At 63.6% G+C, this 20015-nt stretch carries 18 protein-coding genes; 7 read left to right on the top strand and 11 right to left on the bottom strand.

The window, feature by feature from the left end; all coding sequences use genetic code 11:
• Nucleotides 1-52 precede the first annotated feature (52 nt).
• From GQ674_RS07760 to GQ674_RS07715, 10 genes are all read right to left on the bottom strand, one after another.
• Complete coding sequence (locus tag GQ674_RS07760; RefSeq protein ID WP_159496598.1) at nucleotides 53-1198, bottom strand: hypothetical protein; 1146 nt, start codon at nucleotides 1196-1198, stop codon at nucleotides 53-55.
• A gap of 93 nt (nucleotides 1199-1291) precedes the next feature.
• Nucleotides 1292-2284, bottom strand: coding sequence for a glycosyltransferase (locus GQ674_RS07755; RefSeq protein WP_159496597.1), 993 nt, complete (start codon nucleotides 2282-2284; stop codon nucleotides 1292-1294).
• Nucleotides 2281-3060 (bottom strand): WecB/TagA/CpsF family glycosyltransferase, encoded by a 780-nt coding sequence (locus tag GQ674_RS07750; RefSeq protein WP_159496596.1) that lies wholly within the window; start codon nucleotides 3058-3060, stop codon nucleotides 2281-2283. The genes GQ674_RS07755 and GQ674_RS07750 overlap by 4 nt, the downstream gene beginning before the upstream one ends.
• Entirely contained in the window at nucleotides 3060-3704 is a 645-nt protein-coding gene (locus GQ674_RS07745) for a glycosyltransferase (protein ID WP_159496595.1), read from the bottom strand. Before GQ674_RS07745 ends, GQ674_RS07750 begins: the two co-directional genes overlap by 1 nt.
• On the bottom strand, nucleotides 3701-4816 hold the full coding sequence (locus GQ674_RS07740) for a polysaccharide pyruvyl transferase family protein (RefSeq protein WP_159496594.1): 1116 nt from the start codon (nucleotides 4814-4816) through the stop codon (nucleotides 3701-3703). Before GQ674_RS07740 ends, GQ674_RS07745 begins: the two co-directional genes overlap by 4 nt.
• Nucleotides 4813-6201 (bottom strand): Coenzyme F420 hydrogenase/dehydrogenase, beta subunit C-terminal domain, encoded by a 1389-nt coding sequence (locus tag GQ674_RS07735; RefSeq protein ID WP_159496593.1) that lies wholly within the window; start codon nucleotides 6199-6201, stop codon nucleotides 4813-4815. Before GQ674_RS07735 ends, GQ674_RS07740 begins: the two co-directional genes overlap by 4 nt.
• Nucleotides 6198-7478 carry an oligosaccharide flippase family protein gene (locus tag GQ674_RS07730; protein WP_159496592.1) on the bottom strand — a complete coding sequence of 427 codons (1281 nt, stop codon included), beginning with the start codon at nucleotides 7476-7478 and terminating at the stop codon, nucleotides 6198-6200. The genes GQ674_RS07735 and GQ674_RS07730 overlap by 4 nt, the downstream gene beginning before the upstream one ends.
• Before the next feature lie 192 nt (nucleotides 7479-7670).
• Nucleotides 7671-9884, bottom strand: a complete 2214-nt coding sequence (locus tag GQ674_RS07725; RefSeq protein ID WP_159496591.1) for a polysaccharide biosynthesis tyrosine autokinase — start codon at nucleotides 9882-9884, stop codon at nucleotides 7671-7673.
• Between the two features lie 60 nt (nucleotides 9885-9944).
• Nucleotides 9945-10379, bottom strand: a complete 435-nt coding sequence (locus GQ674_RS07720) for a low molecular weight protein-tyrosine-phosphatase (protein ID WP_159496590.1) — start codon at nucleotides 10377-10379, stop codon at nucleotides 9945-9947.
• A 141-nt stretch (nucleotides 10380-10520) separates the two neighbouring features.
• Nucleotides 10521-12005 (bottom strand): undecaprenyl-phosphate glucose phosphotransferase, encoded by a 1485-nt coding sequence (locus GQ674_RS07715; protein WP_328803876.1) that lies wholly within the window; start codon nucleotides 12003-12005, stop codon nucleotides 10521-10523.
• Nucleotides 12006-12330: 325 nt separating this feature from the next.
• Here GQ674_RS07715 and galE point away from each other — a divergent pair, with 325 nt between their 5' ends.
• Nucleotides 12331-13362: a UDP-glucose 4-epimerase GalE gene (galE, locus tag GQ674_RS07710; protein WP_159496589.1), complete on the top strand. Its 1032-nt coding sequence runs from the start codon at nucleotides 12331-12333 to the stop codon at nucleotides 13360-13362.
• A 28-nt stretch (nucleotides 13363-13390) separates the two neighbouring features.
• Here the strand turns inward: galE and kdsA are convergent, their stop codons facing one another.
• Nucleotides 13391-14236 carry a 3-deoxy-8-phosphooctulonate synthase gene (kdsA, locus tag GQ674_RS07705; protein WP_159496588.1) on the bottom strand — a complete coding sequence of 282 codons (846 nt, stop codon included), beginning with the start codon at nucleotides 14234-14236 and terminating at the stop codon, nucleotides 13391-13393.
• 186 nt (nucleotides 14237-14422) lie between these two features.
• Here kdsA and GQ674_RS07700 point away from each other — a divergent pair, with 186 nt between their 5' ends.
• From GQ674_RS07700 to murB, 6 genes are all read left to right on the top strand, one after another.
• Entirely contained in the window at nucleotides 14423-15955 is a 1533-nt protein-coding gene (locus GQ674_RS07700; RefSeq protein WP_159496587.1) for an aldehyde dehydrogenase family protein, read from the top strand.
• A complete protein-coding gene (locus GQ674_RS07695) occupies nucleotides 15955-16728 on the top strand; it encodes an SDR family oxidoreductase (protein ID WP_159496586.1) in 774 nt (257 codons plus the stop codon). Before GQ674_RS07700 ends, GQ674_RS07695 begins: the two co-directional genes overlap by 1 nt.
• A gap of 87 nt (nucleotides 16729-16815) precedes the next feature.
• A complete protein-coding gene (locus GQ674_RS07690; RefSeq protein WP_038688720.1) occupies nucleotides 16816-17100 on the top strand; it encodes a DUF4190 domain-containing protein in 285 nt (94 codons plus the stop codon).
• Nucleotides 17101-17107: 7 nt separating this feature from the next.
• Nucleotides 17108-17878 carry a class I SAM-dependent methyltransferase gene (locus GQ674_RS07685; protein WP_159496585.1) on the top strand — a complete coding sequence of 257 codons (771 nt, stop codon included), beginning with the start codon at nucleotides 17108-17110 and terminating at the stop codon, nucleotides 17876-17878.
• A 9-nt stretch (nucleotides 17879-17887) separates the two neighbouring features.
• Nucleotides 17888-18943 carry a quinone-dependent dihydroorotate dehydrogenase gene (locus GQ674_RS07680; RefSeq protein WP_159496584.1) on the top strand — a complete coding sequence of 352 codons (1056 nt, stop codon included), beginning with the start codon at nucleotides 17888-17890 and terminating at the stop codon, nucleotides 18941-18943.
• Nucleotides 18940-19989, top strand: a complete 1050-nt coding sequence (gene murB / locus GQ674_RS07675; protein ID WP_159496583.1) for a UDP-N-acetylmuramate dehydrogenase — start codon at nucleotides 18940-18942, stop codon at nucleotides 19987-19989. Before GQ674_RS07680 ends, murB begins: the two co-directional genes overlap by 4 nt.
• Nucleotides 19990-20015 lie beyond the last annotated feature (26 nt).

Below are 20015 nucleotides of genomic sequence, written 5' to 3'. Positions count from 1 at the left end.
GCGCTCGAACCACTGGCGGCAGGCGCGAGTCTCGCAGCCTCCAGCGAGCTGCTTATTGGGTCTGCAGTGGCTGAGTATCATGGGGCTGCGCCTCCATCGGTCGGCGAAGGCCCATTGCGAGCGCGAGCGCCAGGCTGACGAACACACTGTTCATCGCCGAAACAGACAACGCCGAACTGCATACGATACCGAGGACGACCACCACCTCGATACGGCTGTAGCCGCTTTTCTTCAGCGCCATCACCATGAATGTCAGCAGGAACAGCAGGCCGAGAATGCCGTGATCGAACACCGCTCTCAGGAAGTAGGAGTGCAGGATCACCGAATAACAGTGGCCGTCCCCGGAGAAACTGAACAGGTCCTCATAGTAGGACAGGCTCTGACAGGAATAGCTCGACAGCGGGGTCAGCGGCATGCTGCCCAGCAGGAACTTCCACGCGGGCCAATGCGCCACCTCGCCCAAGAACACCATCATGAAGTTGTAGCGGTCGATGGACTGGATGCCCCCACCGTCGGACCGAAGCACAAAAATTGCCACTGCCACGCCTCCCAGCGCAAGCAGGCCGGCCATGTAGAAGAAGGTTCGCAGGGTCAAGCGGTTCAGGAACACGCCGTAGAAAAGCACCAGCAGCGCCAGCACCGAGCTACGGGAGCCGGACAGGCCGATGATCGCCACCAGCACCGCAAACCAGAGAACCATCCGTCGGCCGAGATCATTCCGGAGGATGTAGAACATCAGCATCAGGAAGATAAGTTCGAAGTTGTTCTCAACGTACAAACCCGGCCTGCTCCCCATGCGCGGCGTGAGATCCAACGCAATCGAGTATGCGTACTTGGCCAGGAACATCACCAGCAGCCACTTCAGCAGTTTCACCGCGGATGAGCGCGAAAACACATTGGCACCGAAGAACAGGCAAAGCGGCGCGATGTAGAAGAACGCTTTGTAGGCTTGGGCAAAATCGAGGATGTGCGCCGGCTGGAAAAGCAGCATCAGTACATACGATATGCCGACATAGAGGACGGAGCCGATGAAGAACGCGATCACCGAACGCTTTGGTATCTTTACGATCAGGGCGGCACACACCAGCAGCACGCATTCAAACATCGCGTTCGCGGGAAGGACGTTGTAGGACAGCGGGCTGAATAGACCGACCAACCCAATGAGCAGAAAAGAGTAAAAGAATACGCGCGCCGACAAGCGCGCCCTCAACGTACGCATACAAATCCCTCTGGATACAGCTCAGCAACACGGCTGGCGTAACAGCATTGAAACAGGCTCGCGCTCGAGCGGTCAGGCATTGCGCGCATCACGCACCCTCTTTGCCAGGGAAACGACCAGCGGCAGGAAGAAGCAGCCTGCCGCGGTGGCACCTATGTAGATTCTGGACGCCGGGGAAAACTGGGCGGTGAACCGGGAGCGACGCGCCGCCGGAATCCGACGGTACATCGTCATCGAATCCCTGTAGCACTGCATGTAGCTCGCCCAGGAGCATCCCTTGCCCAAGCCACCTGCATAGCGCGGCAAGGAGTAGAAGAACAGCTCTTTGATGATCGAGGGACCGATGCGAGCATCATCCTGGTCGCCATTGTCCATCAGATGCGACAGTGCCACGATCAGGTCAGGGTGGCGGCTGAAGTTTCCGTGGATGCTTGACGATGCACGCACCCCGTATCTGTAGCGAACCTGCCGGTCAAACGTGATCTTCCTCGCGCGGGACAGCCAAAGCGGCACGACCGCGAGATCCTCATGGATCACACCTTCAAGGAACGCGTGACCGGATTGAAGATACAGCTCGCGCCGGACAATCTTGTTCCAGGCGCTATGACCATAGACATCGAATCGCGCAATCTCCTCCGGCGTGCCGTCGATACCGGGCACGGCCGGCAGGTACTGGCCCAGGGAGCGCCCCGAGTCCACATCCACACGTTCGTAGCCAACCAGCACCAGGTCGGCGTCTCCCGCGAGCTGCAGGAGAAATGCAGGGGCGGATGCAACGATGAGAAGGTCGTCGACGTCGACAAACCATAGATATTGCCCGACAGCTGCCAGCGCGCCGATGTTCTTGGCTCTGCCCTGGCCTCCATTGGGCACATGCAGCACCGCGACGGAAGGCTGATGGAGCGCCATCTCATCCAGCAGGCGGCCGGTCTGATCGGTGGATCCGTCATTCACGAAGAGGAGCTCGACCTGGCCGGTGGCAATCAACGGCGCCACCGAATAGACGAAGGCGTCGAGATATGCCTCACCGTTGTAAACGGGCACAACAATGGACAGCAGGCTCACGGCTCAGCCCCAGGCAATGCGGGGCCGCGCGCCATGCGCAGGCGAAGATCCGCAACAACAAAGGGAAGGTACTCGATAAGGTACCGCCGCCAGAGGCGGCCCGGCTCACGGAACAGCCGGTAGGGAGCACGCAGATTGAACCGGTTCACCCATTCCGGATAGTACTTCACCCCGCCATCGAGGGCCTGGTCCAGATAACCTCCGCACGTGAATCCTAGCCCCGTCCATCCGGAGTTCTTCAGGCCAAGAAGGAAACGCTCCTGATGGGGCGCGCCCATGCCGCAGATCACAACATCCACGTTCAACGCACGCAGCCTGTCGTAGCACGCATGGACATCGCCCTCGCCATTGAAGAATCCGGAGCGCGCGTACGCGACATCCACGTCAAACTCTGTTGCAAAGACTGCCGCCGCTCGTTCCGCGACGCCATCCACACCCCCAACGAGCGCAACCTTGAGCGCATGCGTGCGGCAGAAAGCAAACACTTCGGGGGCCAGGGAATTGCCATCGAAGGACTCACGGGCGATAACGCGGCCAAGTTGCCGGCTCGCACTTGCTGCAAGCAGGTTTCCATCGGGCAGCAGCACATCCATGCCAGCCAGATCAGAGGCGTAGCCAGGCCGGTCGATCGTCATGCGGACTGCATGAGGATTGACGAAGCTGATCAACAACGCGCGTTCGCCGTAGGCCTTGAACGTACGCCAGTCATCGTGCCGCCGCCCCAACAGGGCAGTCAGCTGCTGTAGCGCTGCGACCGCTTCAGAGGTGCCCGCCATCAGAATCCCAGTTTCTTCAGGGCGCGGGACGCAAAGCTCTGGCGCCACGATTTGCCCCAGTGATGGATTGCGTACGTGTTCTCGGTGATGCTCGAGAACATCAGCTCCTTGACCGGACGACTGGCGTCGTATGGGTTGTAGGGATAGAAGTGCTCTTCTGACAGGATCGAAACTGTCGAAGGATCACCGGCAGCAACGGACGCCATCGCCACTTCAGGGGCGATCAGGTAAGGCTTTCGGGCAGCAAAGCGCTCATCGATCAGCCGCATGCACTCACGAGGCAACCAGTGCCCCGGGACGGATCCGATGACGCCGGTGGTGGGCCGGCCAGGTGCCTCCAGACCCAGGAAGCAGCCATGGCCCAGAAGTGGATCGAACGACTTCACAACCTCAATATCTGCATCAAGGTAGATGCCACCCTCGTCGGCGATGGCGCGCAGCCGGATATAGTCCGACAAAAAGGCCCACTGTTTCTTCTTCAGGCAGTGCTGCAGGAAGGGGGTGTCGAACTGCGTGGACGACTCATCCCAACGCACGATGCGATAGCCCGGCAGCTTCTCCGCCCATGTATCGATGCATCGGCTGTACAGCGGCGGCAACGCATTGCCCCCGAACCAACAGTAGTGGATGGTCTTTGGAATCACGATACGGGCTCCTTTGCTAGCGCCCCAAGCAGAAACGCCTTCGAGTGCTCCCGAAGCTCCACGACACGCTGATTCACACGCTGGTAGTCGATCGGTTCAAGCTCAACCGCCCCGAAGGCTGGGCTGACCGAGGCGTCGCACAACCTGTCTTCAAGGCCGAGCATTGCCAGAAGTGATTTGAAGCGCGTAAGTCCACGTCCGGCGTTGCCGATGGCAACGAACTGCTTTTCGAAGATGATCGAGAAGATCATGCCATGGTACGAATCGGTCACGACAAAATCGGCGTCACGGAATCGGCGCGCCCATTGACCGATATTCACGTACCCGGCCAGATCCGTCTCCGGTTCGGCAAGGGTCACCGTAGCCAGCTGCTGCGCCCGCTGGACGGCCTCGATGACGCCCTGCTTCGCTGCGGATCGATCAAGCACATAGGCGTACAAGCCCCCAGCGCTGTTTCCCGGTGCCAACTGCTGGATCACACGTTCATGGAACGCCCGCTCGACAAGCAGCGTCGGGTCCAGCACATGCACCGCATCTTTCCTTGCGAAGCGTTGCCCGCAAAGCGCGACGCCCGAATCTTCACGGACCGACACCGAATCAAACTCCCCAAGCAGCCGTGTAACCTGCCCCACCTTTCCATCATCGGCCCATTGGTCCGTACCAAACGAAGCGGCATATGAAATCCGTCGCACAGACGAATTCTGCAGGAACGACAGAAAATAGGCGTCGTAAGCCCCGTCGTCGATGTAATCCAATCGCCACACCTGGTCGCTTCCCACAATGACGGCATCCAGACCAAGTCGCGCGCTTTCCGCAGCGAGCTGCGATGGGGTACGACTGACCCCGGACTGGTTCGGCAAGAACGCCTGCATGAAGCCGGCGTGCTTGCGCAGCTTGAGGAATTGGCTGCGATAGTTGGCTATGTTCTGGCCCGGAATGCGCTTCAATGCGGCTATGGCAGCCAACTTCCACGCCGCCTTGTGATGCTCCTTGCGCAGCAGAATAGGCTGGTATCCCTGCTCGCTCAGGAATGCATACAGCGCCGCAACTTGGACGATACCGCCGTAGTTGGAATGCAGCGGGAGGGTGAGCAGGCCGATTCGGCGAGTCATGATTTCTTCCTCAAGGGTCGGAGGACCAGGGACTGCAGCATGGCCCGCAACGTACGGTACGTCCTGCGCAGAAGCTGGCCATTCTGATAGTTGTAAAGCACGTCGTAAGGCAACAGGCGCAGGAAGAACCATCCAAGCCCGCCCCCTTGCTTGGCCTCCTTCAGGGCCCGGTGGGAGACCTGGGAAAGGCGCATGCGAGTGACGTAAAGACGCCTTCTCATGGGCTCCAACCCACCGTCGCCGGCCTGGACGCGTTTACGGGGACGCCAGATGCCACGCGAATCCATATGGGCAAGGCGAACCTGGAGCCCTTCGTTGCGATGACGGAAGGTTGCCGCCTGCGATTGGTGGATCTTGCCGGGGTCGATCGGATCAAGCGAAATTTCGCCCCGTGCGCTCGCGCCCGCGAGCAGCGCTGCGATGACAGGATGGCGCACGATCACCACGTTCGTGCCGAGGCTGTCCTTCACATACTCCGGCAGCCATGCATCGCCCATGACAACATCGGCGGTCTCGCAGGCAACGTCATCACAGAAATCGCAGGCCAGCGGCTTGAACAGGCCCAGCCCCCAGTCCGAGCCGTACAGCCGGAAGTTCTCCGTGCGCGCAACCTTCGTATTGGACCGTACTTCGATCGAGTAATCATTGGCCGGGCGGGACGTGTCCTTGACGCGGAAGTCCACATCGCTCACCGCGTCGGGATGAATGCCCAACTGCCACCCGAACGACTCCACAAAGCCTCGCGACTTGAGATGACCGCAGAAAATACCCACGAAGTACTTGAGCTTTCCCTGCAGCAGCGGATCGGTCTCGGCAGCCAGGCGCAGCGCCTTGATGTGGCACGGAACACCGGTAATGGCGAACGTCCGCGTGGTATCGGCGCGCACCTGCTCCAGCACCTCGTGGAACCCCGTGGGGTAGTAGATCGACTTGACCCGCGTCCGCAGTTCATCCACTGAACTGGAAATCAGGTACTCGAAAATGCCGTCGCTGGCGCCACGCCCGACGTGGATGACCGCATCGACCTCACCACGAGTGAGCAGTTCTTCAAGCACCCAGGAGGTGAGACCGCCGGAGCTGCCCGAAAGACGATGCGGCCCGGTGATCGCGTGGCCGGCATGCAAATCCGAGTAGAAGCCCGTCGAAGGATGATGCGAGATGCCCTGCAGCCCGCCGAACAGCTCCTCGGCCAGGACCGTCTCATTCCTGTCGGTCCCGAACGGACACGTTGCTGCAGACAGTGATTCCAGAGCCGCATGGGACGGTTGTGGCATGCCAACGTCGTTGATGGACATCTGCACACCGCTAGCCGCCCTTGCGCAGCCGCCGCAGCCAACGCAGTAGCCGCCCTTGACGATCTGCCCAAGTGTAATTGCCTGGCTCATGCGGGCTCGCTCTTGCTGAATGAACGGTGGGCGGTGTAGCAATACAGGCCCACCAACAGTGCTTCGGTCGCAATGGCAGCCTGGATTGCGCCCTGCATGCCAAACCGGCTGATCAGAAGATGGTTCAGTACGAGATTGCAGACCGCTACCAGCCCCATGATCCGGATCTTCACCCGCATCAGGTTGCCCGTGCTGAGAATCGCACCGGCACTGGTGGCAACGAAGCGCATCGGAATGCACGGTGCAAGCCACATGAGCACCCACGCGGCTTTCGCATATTCCTTGCCGAACAACAGGGGCACCAGGTACTGAGCCAGCAGGGCCGTACAGGCCGCCGCGGCAAGCCCTAGAAGGAGCATGTACTTGTTGCCGGCACGATAAGCGGCGCGGAACGCGGCCCGATCCTGGAATGCCCAGCGATGAAGGCGCGGCATCATCAGCTTCTGGTAGATCGTGGTGGGCAGCAGGTACAGCGCGGCCAGGATGGTGACCGCTACGCCAAAGGTCGCAGTAGCCTCGGGCCCCAGGTGGTGGCTGATGAAAAGAATGCTGCTCTGGAAGTAGACCAGGAAGAACAGGTTGCCCAGACCGAATGCCCAGGTCTCCGATGCCACGGCCAGAATGCCCGGCTGCTTCAGAACCACCGGGTCGGTGGGTCGCTCGTGCCCGACCACGCCCATGCGTCCGGTCGCAAGCGCGACCATGTTCGGAATGCCGGCGAGTACCAGCAAACCGCCCACCAGCGCGTACAACCACGCCAGGGTAACCGCATCCAGACCTTGCCCTGCCAACAGAACGCCGACCACCACGAGGAACCTGACCACCTGCGGCAACGTCTGCCAGACCATCAGCGGAACAGGCTTTTCCTCAAGCAGGAACCGTGTGGTGACGACCTCGATGCTGGCCACGGCCAGAAGACTCGTGGACAGGATGAGCAGGCACCAGGCCGTCGGGTCTTCAACACCCAGCCCGACTAGCGCCCAAGCCGCCACGCCGGCAATGGTGATGACCGTGCTCAACGCGCAGAACATGAAGGTGGGGCGGATCCAGCGCATGGCATGCCAACCTTCGCGCCCGAATACCTTCAACCAGAACGCTTGGAGGCCAAAGGCAGTCAACGGTGAGACGATGTTGATCGTTGTGAACGCCGCCATGAAGATGCCGTACTCCCGCGGCCCCAATACGCGCGCGGCGAGTATCTGGGTGAGGAACGTCAGCCCGGCGCCCACGATGGTGAACAGACCGATGACGGAAACGTGCTGGATGGAACGTTTCATTGTGTATGACTTCAAACCGCGTATGCGTGCGGGGCAAGGCCCTGCCAGAGAGGATGCCGCGACTAACGCGCAGACATGCAGTTGCCTGGTTCAGTACCGGCCGCCGCCGATGAAACGCCATCGCCTCAGCAACGGGGCCGGACACAGCGTGGGTCAGGCCGGGCGCGCACCCCGGCCTCCCGCGCCACCGCCTCAGGAAGAGGTGGACTTGTACTCGTAGTACCCGTAGCTGTAGTACCCGGTTGCGCGGCGCTGCACTGCGTTGAAGATCGCGCCCTTGATGCGGACGTTGTTCTGCTCGAAGCGGCGCTTGGCCAGCGCAAGCTCCTTGGCCTGGTTCAGCCCGAAACGGGCCACCATCAGGCAGGTGCCAGCGTGGTGGGCAATGATTGCCGCATCGGTCACCGCCAGGATCGGCGGCGTATCGACAATGACGATGTCGTACTGCGGGGCCAGCTCTTCCAGCAGACGCGTGAAGTTGGAATGCATCAACAGCTCGGACGGGTTCGGCGGCACGTCGCCTCGGGCGATATAGCTCAGGTTGTCCAAGCCGGGCAGCGTGCGGATGACCTCGGAACGCTCGGCCTTCCCAACCAGCAGATCCGACAGGCCCGGCGTCTGTGTGGTGCCAAGCGCCTTGTGCAGGGTGCCCTTGCGCATGTCGGCGTCGATCACCAGGACCTTCTGCCCGGCTTGCGCGATGACAGCGGCGAGGTTCGAGGAAACAAACGTCTTGCCCGCATTCGGGCTGGCACCGGAGATCAGGACGATGTTGTTCTTGGCCTCCAGCCGTGCGAAATGCAGGCTGGTACGCAGGCTGCGCACGGCTTCGATGGCCAGGTCGGCAGGATCCTTCACCGCAAGCAGATGCAACTTCCCATCCGCGCGGAACTTGCCCCGCACCGAGTCACCCTGCTGCTGCACGCTGACCGGGATGGAGGCGTATACGGGAAGCCCAAGCTCCTCGATCTGCGCCGGGTCTTCCACGCCGCGATTCAGCAACTGCTTGAGCAACACCATGGCAACAGAGAGGAAGGCGCCGAACGCCGTACCGATCAGCACCACGATCGCCTTGCGTGGCTTCACCGGCGTGGTTGCATCCACTTCTGCGGCATCAATGATGCGCACATTACCGACCGTGCCTGCACGCGCCACATCCAGCTGTTGCGCCTGATTGAGCATGCCCGTGTACATCTCATTGCTCACCTGCAGATCGCGGGTGAGTCGCAGCAACTGCTGCTGGGCTTCGGGCAACTGCTTCACCTGGCCCTGGAAATTGCTCTTGCGACCTTCCAGCTCGCCCACCTGGCGCATCAGTGCCTGGTAGGCCGGGTGATCGCGGGTGAACTTTCGATCCATCTCGGCCTGTTGCAGGCGCAGTTGCTGGATGCTGGTCTCGACCGCAACCTCCTGGTCCAGCAGGCCCTTGGTCTGCAGGGTAAGGTCGACCGAATTGGCCTTGGTCTGGTAAGCACTCAGTGCCTTCTGTGCTGCATCCACCTGGCTGCGAACGTTCGGCAGCTGCTCTTTCACGAAGGCCAGCTGGGCCGACGCTTCGGCCGAGTTGCGCTCAACGTTCTGGCGCACGTACGCCTGTGCGACCTGCTGCAGGAAGCTCTGTGCCAGTACGGGATCGGCGCTCTCATACGCGAGGGTGAGGATGCCGGAGTCCTTGCCGGACTCGCTGACGCCGATATCGCGCTGAAGATCATTGACGACGGTCAGATGGCGCTGACGCATCAGGTCAAACCGCATGCCAGGATGCGCGCGGAGCAGGGCAACCTGCATTTTCACGCCACCGCCGGTTGCAGGCTCACCGACACGCCCTTTCAAGAGCCGGTTGCCATCGTCGTCCAGCAGCTCGTAGCTGCCCTTCTCCCCGACAACGAGCGTCATCTCGCGCGCCAACTGCGCGCGCGGGACGTCAAACTGGAAGATATCGAGCTTTTCACCGCCCCAGCCGAAACGACGCATGCCAAAGCGCACGTCGGCCAAGGCCTCCGGATCCCTGGCTGCCGCCTTGCGGGCAAGATAATTGCCAATCAGCGGGAAACGGTTCGGCTCAATGCTGACATCCAGCTTCAGGGCGTCAACGGCACTGCCGACGACCGACCGGGACGTGATCAATGCAATTTCGGTGGAGGCTTCTGCCGCGCCGCCGCTCATGCCCAGCGACTGGCTCACATCCGCCAACCCCGGAAGCGACGGCACCTTCGACTCGACCTGCACGATCGCATCGGCGCGGTAGATCGGCGTTGCCAGCAGCGCGTATGCCGCAGACACGAGGAAGAACGCGAGAGTGATGGAGATGATCCACCACTTGTAGTCCAACAGCGTGCCCAGCAGCTGCCGCAGGTCAATCTCGTCGTTGTCGTCTTGCGCGGAACTGCGTGAATCAGTTGTCATGGGGGAATAGGCATCAAGGCAAAAAGGGTTAAAGGCAATAGAACGTGCAAGAGGCGCGCATTAAAGATGCCGCGACCAACTCTCCACGCCCTCGGCCATCAGCTTGTACACGTGCTCGAACGCGGGGCGCTGCTGGCGGTAGGGATCGGGAATCTCCCGGTCCTGCTGCCACTTGCCCAGTAGGAAGGTCTTGCCGGACGCCTCGGGCGCGATTTCCGCGATGCGGCGGACGTGCTTGCGCTCCATGGTCAGCACCAGATCGGCCGAGCCCAGGATCGCACCGTTGATCTGACGGGCGCGATGCGCCGCCCCATCCAACCCACGTTCCAGCAACAGCTCCTGCGCGGTGGCATCGATGCCGTGGTCGACCAGTGCGCCGAGCCCCGCGGACGAGACGTGGATGTCCTTGCCGGCGACGGCTTGGCGCAGCATCACTTCGGCCGATGGGCTACGGCAGATGTTGCCGACACACACAAAAAGAATGTTTTTGAACACTACCTGGATTCCATAACAATTCGCGCAGGCCACAGCGTGCCTACGACGCCCAGCCAGTCGCACAGGTTACCGCACGACGCACGCAGTGGCACAGTTTTTTTCATCAAATCATCGACTTAGGCCACCAACTCGCCCCTCACCCTAGTACGCTGACTTCTGCCCAAAGACCTTGAAGACCGTCATCACGATGATCCGTGCATCCAAGGTGGGGCTCCAGCGGCGAATGTAGTCGATGTCGTACTGAACCCGCTTTTTCATCGACCGTAGCTCGGGGGTTTCGCCGCGCAGGCCGTGCACCTGCGCCCATCCAGTGATGCCCGGCTTGACGTAATGACGGTGCATGTAGCGCTCGATCAGCCGCTGATAGTGATTGTTGTGCTGAATGGCGTGCGGCCGGGGACCCACCACCGACATGCTGCCGCCGAGCACATTGAAGAACTGGGGCAGTTCGTCGAGGCTGGAGCGGCGCAGGAACGCGCCGAACCGCGTTACCCGCGGATCATTGCGGGTGGCCTGGGTGATCTTTTCGCCGTGCTCGGCGTGTACCCGCATGGAACGGAACTTCAGCATCCAGAACTCTTTCCCACCCAACCCGTGGCGCTTCTGCCGGAAGAGTATCGGGCCCGGCGAGCTCAGCTTGACCCCGATAGCGAGCAACGCCAGCAGCGGCGAAAGCAGCACCACGGCGATGCTGGCAACGAACAGATCCTCGATCCGCTTGCCCAGCTTGAATTTCTGGTCCACCAGGCCTTGGCGAACGCCAATCATCGGCACGCCACCCACCTCGTGCACGCCCGGATTCAATGCCCCCAGGCCGGTGGTATCGGGGATCAGCCGGACGGGAACCGGAAACCGCTCGATGTCCTTCAGCATTGCCTTGATCTGGACGGCGCTGCCCATCGGCATGGATACCCACAGCTGATCAAAGTCTCCCGCATGGGCCGCCATGTACGCCGGCAGATCCTCCACCGCTCCCAAGCGATGCGGCCAGCCATTGCGCCGCCCACCGGCGATGTCGTGGGCGCCGGCAAAGTAACCGATCACCTCTTTGCCCAGCTCCGGCTTGCCGTGAAGCAGTCGATGCAGCTTCAACGCGGGCGCGCGCAACCCCACCAACAGCACTCGCTCCCTGTCCAGCCCGCGCGCACGCAGCCGGTGCAGCTGCACCCTGAGTACCACCCGCACGCCGGTCATGGCCAACAGGCCGGCACCGAACCAGCCCACCAGCCAAAGCGTCGGCACGGCGTCGGCCACGTCGATCAGCATGGCGTACATGGAGAACAGCGCGAACACCGAGGTCCACGCCATCAGCAGGATCCAGAGATCGGCCAGCAATCCCCGGGCCCTCCAGTTTCGATACATCGGGGCAATGGAGAAGCACACTATGGCGCTCAGCAGCACCGCGCCAAAGATGACCTTCTGCTCATGGGTGGGGGCCGCCCATCCATAACGCAGGAAATGGGTGGCAACAGCAGCCGCCGGCACCGCCAGGAAGTCGCCCAGACGCAACCCAAGCTCAAGCGCGGCTCTCGCCTCACCGCGGCGCGCTCGAATCCGACTACCCGTGTCGGCCAGCCTTTCTACAGATCCTTGTAGCATGTACCGCTCCTTTTTCTCCGCACTCATTCCGCATCCTGATACGAGCCGACGCCAAAGGCTCCGTATCGGCCGTCTTGCGCGCACACAATCAAGTATTGTAACCAGATTGTGACGGAACTTAGCGGAATTTCTCGCCGTTTGCGAAGCCGGCTGCCTGAATAGGCACGGTTTGTGCAGGGGCCGACTGAAAGGCACGCGCCTGCCGCTTCAGGAGAAGCTCGTCACGACGCATGCCATCCTTGAGCCCGGCCCTGAAAAGCGGGCAAGTCGGTCTGTTAACATCCCCCCCCCCACGATCCGAGCACGCCCGGGTAACTGCCCGGCGCCCTCCAGCACTCAAGGAAGAGCTCTTTTGCAGGACGTACTCATCTGCGGCGGCGCCGGCTACATCGGCAGCCATATGGCCCAATGGTTGGCCGAACATGGCCACAGGGTCACGGTGCTGGACAACCTTTCAACTGGGCACCGCGCAGCCGTGCGCTGGGGTGAACTGATTACAGCGGATCTGATGGATCCCGCAGCGCTTGAGCGGGCCTTCCACGGGCGACGCTTCGACGCGGTCATGCACTTCTGTGCGCGGTCACTGGTCGGCGAATCGGTCGCCGATCCTTATGGCTACTACAGCAACAACGTTACCGGCACCTTGAACCTCCTCGAGGCGATGCGTCAGCACGGGGTGGAGAAGCTGGTTTTCTCGTCGACCGCAGCAGTGTTTGGCCACCCGGCCACCGCCGTGATCAACGAGGAGCACCCCACGGCGCCGATCAACCCCTATGGGGCCAGCAAGCTGATGGCCGAGCGCTTCCTGGCCGACGCCGCGACAGCGTACGGCCTTCGCTCAGTGACCCTGCGCTACTTCAACGCCGCCGGTGCCCTGCCCGAACACGGGATCGGCGAAGCGCATGCGTGTGAAACACACCTGATACCCAACGTCCTGCGTGCCGCCTTGGGCAAGGGGCCGCCACTGAAGGTGTTCGGCAGCGACTACGACACCATCGACGGCACCTGCGTGCGCGACTATGTGCATGTCCAGGACCTTGCCCAGGCCCACGCATTGGCGCTGGAATTCATGAAGCACCAGGAGGGCGCCCATGCCTTCAACCTCGGCAACGGCCGCGGCTTTTCGGTAAAGCAGGTCATCGCTGCGGCGGCAGCCGTAGCGGGTGTCCCCATCCCATGCGCCATGGCCCCACGCCGTGCGGGCGACCCGGCCTCACTGGTGGCATCCAGTGCCAAGGCGCGCGAACTGCTGGGCTGGCGACCACGCTGGACGGAGCTGACCCCGATCATCGAAAGCGCGTGGCGCTGGCACCGCGACCCACCCGACTGGTCTCCGGGGCACTCGCCGCAGGAGCAGGCAGCCACTGCAGAAGGGCAGCCCTGATCCCAGGGCCGCCCTTGCCGGGTCCGGATCAGCCGATATCCAGCGCCGGGAAGCCCTTGACCAGATCGTCCACGGCCTTGATCTGCCCCAGGAACGCTTCCAGCGCAGCCAACGGCAACGCACTCGGGCCGTCGCAGCGGGCGTGGTCCGGATCGGGATGCGCCTCGAGGAACAGGCCCGCAATCCCGAGGGCCATGCCGGAACGCGCCAGCTCCGCAACCTGACGGCGACGACCACCGGACGCCTCGCTGCCGGCATCGCGCCGCTGCAGGCTGTGGGTGACGTCAAAAATCGCCGGCAGCCCGCCGGTCGATTCGATCATCTCGCGGAAACCGAGCATGTCCACGACCAGGTTGTCGTAGCCGAACTGTGCCCCGCGCTCGCAGAGAATGATGTTCTCGTTGCCCGCCTCACGGATCTTGGACACGATGTGCTTCATCTGGGTGGGACTGAGGAACTGCGGCTTCTTGATGTTGACCGCGCGACCGGTCTCGGCGATCGCGACGACCAGGTCGGTCTGACGCGCGAGAAACGCGGGTATCTGTAGTACGTCCACGACCTCAGCAACGGGCGCCGCCTGGGCGACCTCGTGCACGTCGGTGATCACGGGCACGCCGAAGCGACGCTTGACCTCCTCGAAGATGCGAAGACCCTCCTGCAGGCCAACGCCCCGGAAGGACGTGATCGACGAGCGGTTGGCCTTGTCGAACGAGGCTTTGAAGACATACGGGATGCCAAGCTTGGCGGTAACCGTGGTGAAGTGCTCGGCCGCACGCAGGGTCGAATCGAGGTCTTCCAGCACGTTGAGGCCGCCAAACAGCACGAACGGCAGACGATTGCCGACCACCACACCTTCCGCAACGGTAACGTTCATTCAGACTCCTGGGGCAAGACGACCGACCACGACCGAAGCCGCTTGGGGTCAATGGCCCATTCTAGCGGCTGCGTGCCAGGCCCGGGTACGGGCATATGGCGTCGGTCTGCTAAAATCCGCGTTCTGCATGCCGCACCCCCACCCTGCCAGCGGCTGCGCCCTTTTTGATACGCAACAGGAGTTTGCATGTCCTCTGATCTGCTCAAGGCCCTCGGCCTGGACGCGACCAACGCTGGCACCTACCTCGGCAATGGCGAGTGGTCCACCGCCACCAGCGCCGGTCTGATCACCCCGGTCAACCCGACCACCGGCGAAGCGATCGCCCAGGTCCACGCCACCACCGACGCCGACTACGAAACCATCGTGGCCCGCGCCCAGGAAGCCTTCAAGGTATGGCGCACCACCCCGGCCCCGCGCCGTGGCGAAGCCGTGCGCCTGTGCGGCGAAGCACTGCGCGCGCACAAGGACGCGCTGGGCTCGCTGGTCGCGCTGGAAATGGGCAAGAGCAAGCCCGAGGGCGACGGTGAAGTGCAGGAGATGATCGACATCGCCGACTTCGCCGTGGGCCAGAGCCGCATGCTCTATGGCTACACCATGCATTCCGAGCGCCCCGGCCACCGCATGTACGAGCAGTACCAGCCGCTGGGCCTGGTCGGCATCATCAGTGCGTTCAACTTCCCGGTCGCGGTGTGGGCCTGGAACTCCTTCCTGGCCGCGATCTGTGGCGATGTGTGCATCTGGAAGCCGTCCAACAAGACCCCGCTGACCGCCATCGCCTCGATGCGCATCTGCAATGAAGCGCTGCGCGGCGCCGGCTTCCCGGACATCTTCTTCCTGATCAATGACGCCGGCACCGAGCTGTCGCAGAAGATGGTGGCCGACAAGCGCGTGCCGCTGATCAGCTTCACCGGCTCCACCCAGGTGGGCCGCCAGGTCGCCGAGAAGGTCGCCCACCGCCTGGGCCGCTGCCTGCTCGAGCTGGGCGGCAACAACGCCATCATCCTGGACGAAACCGCCGACCTGAAGCTGGCCATCCCGGGCATCGTGTTCGGCGCGGTCGGCACGGCCGGCCAGCGCTGCACCACCACCCGCCGCCTGATCGTGCACGAATCCATCCATGACGACGTGCTGGCCACGCTGGTCAAGGCGTACAAGCAGGTGGAAGGCAAGATCGGCGACCCGATCGACCCGGCCAACCTGATGGGCCCGCTCAACAGCGACGGCGCCGTGCAGCAGTTCCTGGCCTCCATCGAAAAGGCCAAGGCCAGCGGCGGCACCGTGGAAACCGGCGGCACCCGTATCGATCGCGCCGGCAACTTCGTACTGCCGGCCATCGTCACCGGCCTGAAGAACAGCGATGAAGTGGTGCAGCACGAAACCTTCGCCCCGATCCTGTACGTGATGAAGTACAGCACCCTGGACGAAGCCATCGACATGCAGAACGGCGTGCCGCAGGGCCTGTCCTCGTCGATCTTCACCACCAACCTGAAGGTCGCCGAGCGCTTCCTCTCGGCTGCCGGCTCGGACTGCGGCATCGCCAATGTCAACATCGGCACGTCCGGTGCGGAGATCGGCGGTGCGTTCGGCGGCGAGAAGGACACCGGCGGTGGTCGCGAGTCCGGCTCGGATGCGTGGAAGGTCTACATGCGTCGCCAGACCAACACCATCAACTACTCCGATTCGCTGCCGCTGGCCCAGGGCATCAAGTTCGACCTGTGATGCCCGCGCCCGCTGCCCCATCGCTGGATTTCACCGGCCGCCGGGTACTGGTGGCCGGCGGCAGCAAGGGCATCGGGCGGGCAATGGCGCTGGCGTTCGCTTCGGCGGGCGCCCGCGTGTCGGTCTGCGCCCGCGGTGAGCCCGGGCTCGCTGCGCTGCGCACAGATGCCCAGGCCCTGGGCTTGGACATCCACACCGCATCGGCCGACCTGGGGGTGCTCGACGACATCGGCCGCTGGCTGGCCGACGCCGCCCACGCACTGGGCGGTATCGATGTGCTGGTCAACAACGCCACCGGCTACGGCATGGCCGACGATGAAGCCGGCTGGGAAGCCAGCCTCGGCATCGATCTGATGGCGGCGGTCCGCGCCTCGCGGCTGGCCCTGCCCTGGCTGCAGCAGTCCCGCGATGCCTGCATCCTCAACCTGGCCTCGATCGCCGCGTTGCAACCGCGACCGGGCGCCGCCCCGTATGCCGCGGCAAAAGCCGCACTGATGCACTACACCACCTCCCAGGCACTGGCGCTGGCGCCGCAGCGTATCCGCGTCAATGCCATCGCCCCGGGCTCGATCGAGTTCGAGGACGGCCTGTGGGCCCGCCGCCGCGAACAGGACCCGGCGCTGTACCACGCCACGCTGGCTAAAATTCCGTTCGGCCGCTTCGGGCAGCCGAAGGAGATCGCCAATGCCGCCCTGTTCCTGTGCTCGCCGCTGGCGCGATGGATCACCGGCCACACCTTGAACGTCGATGGTGGCCAGGTCCTGATGGGCTGAGGCCCTGCCCGGGTGCACGCCGCCCCGCGCCGATGGGCTAATCCCGGCGCAGGCACTATCATGGGCGCTCTGCCATGGAGGAAACGGATGAACCAGCCCTATCGACAGACCAGCTCGCTGGCCGTAGTCAGCTTGATCATGGGCATCGTGGGCTGGACGGTCTTTCCGTTTCTCGGCAGTCTCATTGCCATCGTCACCGGCCACATGGCGCGCGCGGAAATCCGCCGCCAGCCGCAGGCGCTGGAAGGCGACGGCCTGGCGGTCGCCGGACTGGTGCTGGGTTGGCTGGCGGTGATCGGCAGCATCCTGGTGGTGGTGGGTTTCGTGCTCTTTTTCGGTGGATTGGCCCTGTTTGCCGCATCCCAATCGTGAGGTCCCCATGAGTGCATCGGATTCGACCGAACGCTTCAGCAACCGCGTCGCCGACTACGTTCGCTACCGCCCCGATTACCCGCCGGCCCTGCTGGACTGGCTGCATCACGATATCGGCGTGCCCACCGAAACCCTGGTCGCCGATATCGGCGCCGGTACCGGCATTTCCACCCGTCTGTTCCTGGCCAGCGGCCACCCGGTCATCGCGGTGGAGCCCAATGCCGCCATGCGCGCCGCCGCCGAGCAGTGGCTGACCCCCGATTACCTGCGCCTGAAACTGGTCGACGGCACCGCCGAGGCCACCACCCTGGCCGACGACAGCGTTGGCCTCGTCGCTGCCGCCCAGGCCTTCCATTGGTTCGATACCGTGGCGGTGCGCCGCGAGTGGTCGCGCATCCTGCATCCCGGTGGGATGGCGCTGGTGTTCTGGAATTCCCGCCTGCTGGACGCCTCGCCGTTCCTGATCGGCTACGAACAGCTGCTGCTGGAGTTCGGCACCGATTACACCCAGGTCGCCGAGCGCTACCAGGATGACGACGCCATGCGTGCCTGGTTCGGTGCGGGCCTGCGTGGCCTGTCCAGCTTCCCCAACGTGCAGCGCATGGACCTCGATGGCCTGCGCGGCCGCCTGCTGTCCTCGTCCTACGCGCCCCAGGTCGGCCACCCGCGCCATGGGCCGATGCTGGAGGCGCTGCAGCAGTTGTTCGATGCCCACGCCGTGGACGGCCAGGTTGCCTTTGAATACCACACCCGTGCCTTTGTCGGCACGCTGGACTGATAGAACGCCATGTACTCGCTTGCCCGCCCCTTCCTGTTCGCCTTCGACGCAGAGCGCGCCCATGGCCTTGGCCTGAGCGGCCTGGAGATGGCCTACCGCACCGGCACCACGCCCCTGCTGGCCGGCCGTATCGCACCGCTGCCCACCAAGGCCTTCGGCCTGGAGTTCCCCAATCCGGTCGGCCTGGCCGCCGGGCTGGACAAGAACGGCGAGCACATCGATGCCCTGCTGGCGCTGGGGTTCGGCTTCGTCGAAATCGGCACCATCACCCCGCGTCCGCAGGCAGGCAATCCGAAACCGCGGCTGTTCCGGCTGCCGGCACACCAGGCCATCATCAACCGCATGGGGTTCAACAACCTCGGCGTGGATGCACTGGTGCGCAATGTTGAACGGGCCAAGCGCCGCCACGGGCTGCTCGGCATCAACATCGGGAAGAACAAGGACACGCCCAACGAGCAGGCGTTCGACGACTACCAGCACTGCCTGCAGAAGGTGTATCCGCTGGCCGACTACATCACTGTCAACATCTCCTCGCCGAACACGGCCGGCCTGCGCGAGCTGCAGGAAGAAACGGCGCTGCGCCAGCTGATCTCGCAGCTGCGCGACAGCCAGGAAAACCTCGCCGCCAAGCATGGCCGGCGCGTGCCGATGCTGGTCAAGGTGGCGCCGGACCTGAGCGACCGCGACATCGATGCGGCCGCCCGCGTGCTCAGCGAATTGAAGGTGGACGGTGTGATCGCCACCAACACCACGATCGACCGCAGTGCGGTGGCCGGTGATCCGCGCGCGCAGGAGGCAGGTGGTCTGTCCGGCGCGCCGCTGCTGGGCCAGTCCACGCTGGTGCTGCGCCGGTTGCGCGCACGCCTTCCCGAGTCGATGCCGCTGATCGGCGTCGGTGGCATCCAGTCCGGTGCCGACGCGGTGGCCAAGATGTCCGCCGGTGCGGCCCTCGTGCAGTGCTACAGCGGCCTGATTTTCCGCGGCCCGGCCCTGGTGCAGGACTGCGTTGAAGCCATCCGCCGACGCCGCGAGGCCCCCAGCCGCGGTGCGGTTGCCCCCCTATGAGTGACGCAATGCCTGCCTGGACCCTGACTGAGAACGCATCGCTGAAGGCGCTCAACACCTTCCACGTGGAGGCAAGCGCGGCACAGCTGCTGGAGCTGCACGACCCGTCGCTGCTGCCGGACGTACTGGCGCTGCCCCAGGTCGCCGACGCGCCGCTGCTGGTGCTGGGCAGTGGCAGCAACGTGCTGCTGGCCGGCAACGTGGACGGCACGGTCCTGGTGTTTGCCAACCGCAGCATCGAGATCCTGGAACACCGCGCCGACCACACCGTGGTCCGTGCCGGCGCCGGGGTCAGCTGGCATGGGCTGGTGATGTGGTCGCTGCAGAACGGGCTGTCCGGGCTGGAGAACCTGGCATTGATTCCCGGTACGGCCGGCGCCTCCCCGATCCAGAACATTGGCGCGTACGGCGTGCAGGTGGACGAGTTCATCCAGACCGTCGAAGCCTGGGACCGCGAGACGGCTGCGTGGGTCCGGCTGGATCCCGAGGCCTGCCAGTTCGGTTACCGCGACAGCGTGTTCAAGCAGATGCCGGAGCGCTACCTGATCACCGCGATTGAACTGCGCCTACCCTTGCTGCACGCGCTGCGCCTGGGCTATGCCGGCATCACGGAAGAGATGCAGGCGATGGGCGTGGAATTGCCGGTGGCCGCCGATGTGGCCAACGCGGTGATCAACATCCGCCGCCGCAAGCTGCCCGACCCGGACGTACTGGGCAATGCCGGCAGCTTCTTCAAGAATCCGGTGCTGCCGCTGGAACAGGTGGAGGTGGTGCTGCAGCATTTCCCCGACCTGCCGGTGTACCCGGCCGACCAGGACACCCGGCGCAAGCTGTCGGCGGCCTGGATGATCGAGGCGTGTGGCTGGAAGGGCTACCGTGAGGGGGACGCAGGCGTGTCGCCGCACCACGCGCTGGTGCTGGTCAACCATGGCACGGCCACCGGCGAGCAGCTGCTGGCGCTGGCACGGCAGATCTCGGCCTCGGTGCTGGAAAAGTTCGGCGTCCCGATCGAACCGGAGCCGCGCCTGATCGGCGCGCAGTGGTGACACCGCCACTCGCCCTGCCTGCCCCC

The sequence above is a fragment of the Stenotrophomonas sp. 364 genome (genome assembly GCF_009832905.1).
Lineage (GTDB): Bacteria > Pseudomonadota > Gammaproteobacteria > Xanthomonadales > Xanthomonadaceae > Stenotrophomonas > Stenotrophomonas maltophilia_AP.
This window is presented reverse-complemented; position numbering and strand designations above follow the sequence as displayed.

Excerpts from the sequence above, each read along its gene's own strand:
- GQ674_RS07690 (WP_038688720.1), top strand. The coding sequence starts at position 16,816 with ATGAACCAGCCCTATCGACAGACCAGCTCGCTGGCCGTAGTCAGCTTG.
- GQ674_RS07700 (WP_159496587.1), top strand. The coding sequence starts at position 14,423 with ATGTCCTCTGATCTGCTCAAGGCCCTCGGCCTGGACGCGACCAACGCT.
- GQ674_RS07735 (WP_159496593.1), bottom strand. The coding sequence starts at position 6,201 with ATGAGCCAGGCAATTACACTTGGGCAGATCGTCAAGGGCGGCTACTGC.
- GQ674_RS07695 (WP_159496586.1), top strand. The coding sequence starts at position 15,955 with ATGCCCGCGCCCGCTGCCCCATCGCTGGATTTCACCGGCCGCCGGGTA.
- GQ674_RS07685 (WP_159496585.1), top strand. The coding sequence starts at position 17,108 with ATGAGTGCATCGGATTCGACCGAACGCTTCAGCAACCGCGTCGCCGAC.
- murB (WP_159496583.1), top strand. The coding sequence starts at position 18,940 with ATGAGTGACGCAATGCCTGCCTGGACCCTGACTGAGAACGCATCGCTG.
- GQ674_RS07680 (WP_159496584.1), top strand. The coding sequence starts at position 17,888 with ATGTACTCGCTTGCCCGCCCCTTCCTGTTCGCCTTCGACGCAGAGCGC.
- kdsA (WP_159496588.1), bottom strand. The coding sequence starts at position 14,236 with ATGAACGTTACCGTTGCGGAAGGTGTGGTGGTCGGCAATCGTCTGCCG.
- GQ674_RS07730 (WP_159496592.1), bottom strand. The coding sequence starts at position 7,478 with ATGAAACGTTCCATCCAGCACGTTTCCGTCATCGGTCTGTTCACCATC.
- GQ674_RS07750 (WP_159496596.1), bottom strand. The coding sequence starts at position 3,060 with ATGGCGGGCACCTCTGAAGCGGTCGCAGCGCTACAGCAGCTGACTGCC.
- GQ674_RS07715 (WP_328803876.1), bottom strand. The coding sequence starts at position 12,005 with ATGAGTGCGGAGAAAAAGGAGCGGTACATGCTACAAGGATCTGTAGAA.
- GQ674_RS07740 (WP_159496594.1), bottom strand. The coding sequence starts at position 4,816 with ATGACTCGCCGAATCGGCCTGCTCACCCTCCCGCTGCATTCCAACTAC.
- GQ674_RS07725 (WP_159496591.1), bottom strand. The coding sequence starts at position 9,884 with ATGACAACTGATTCACGCAGTTCCGCGCAAGACGACAACGACGAGATT.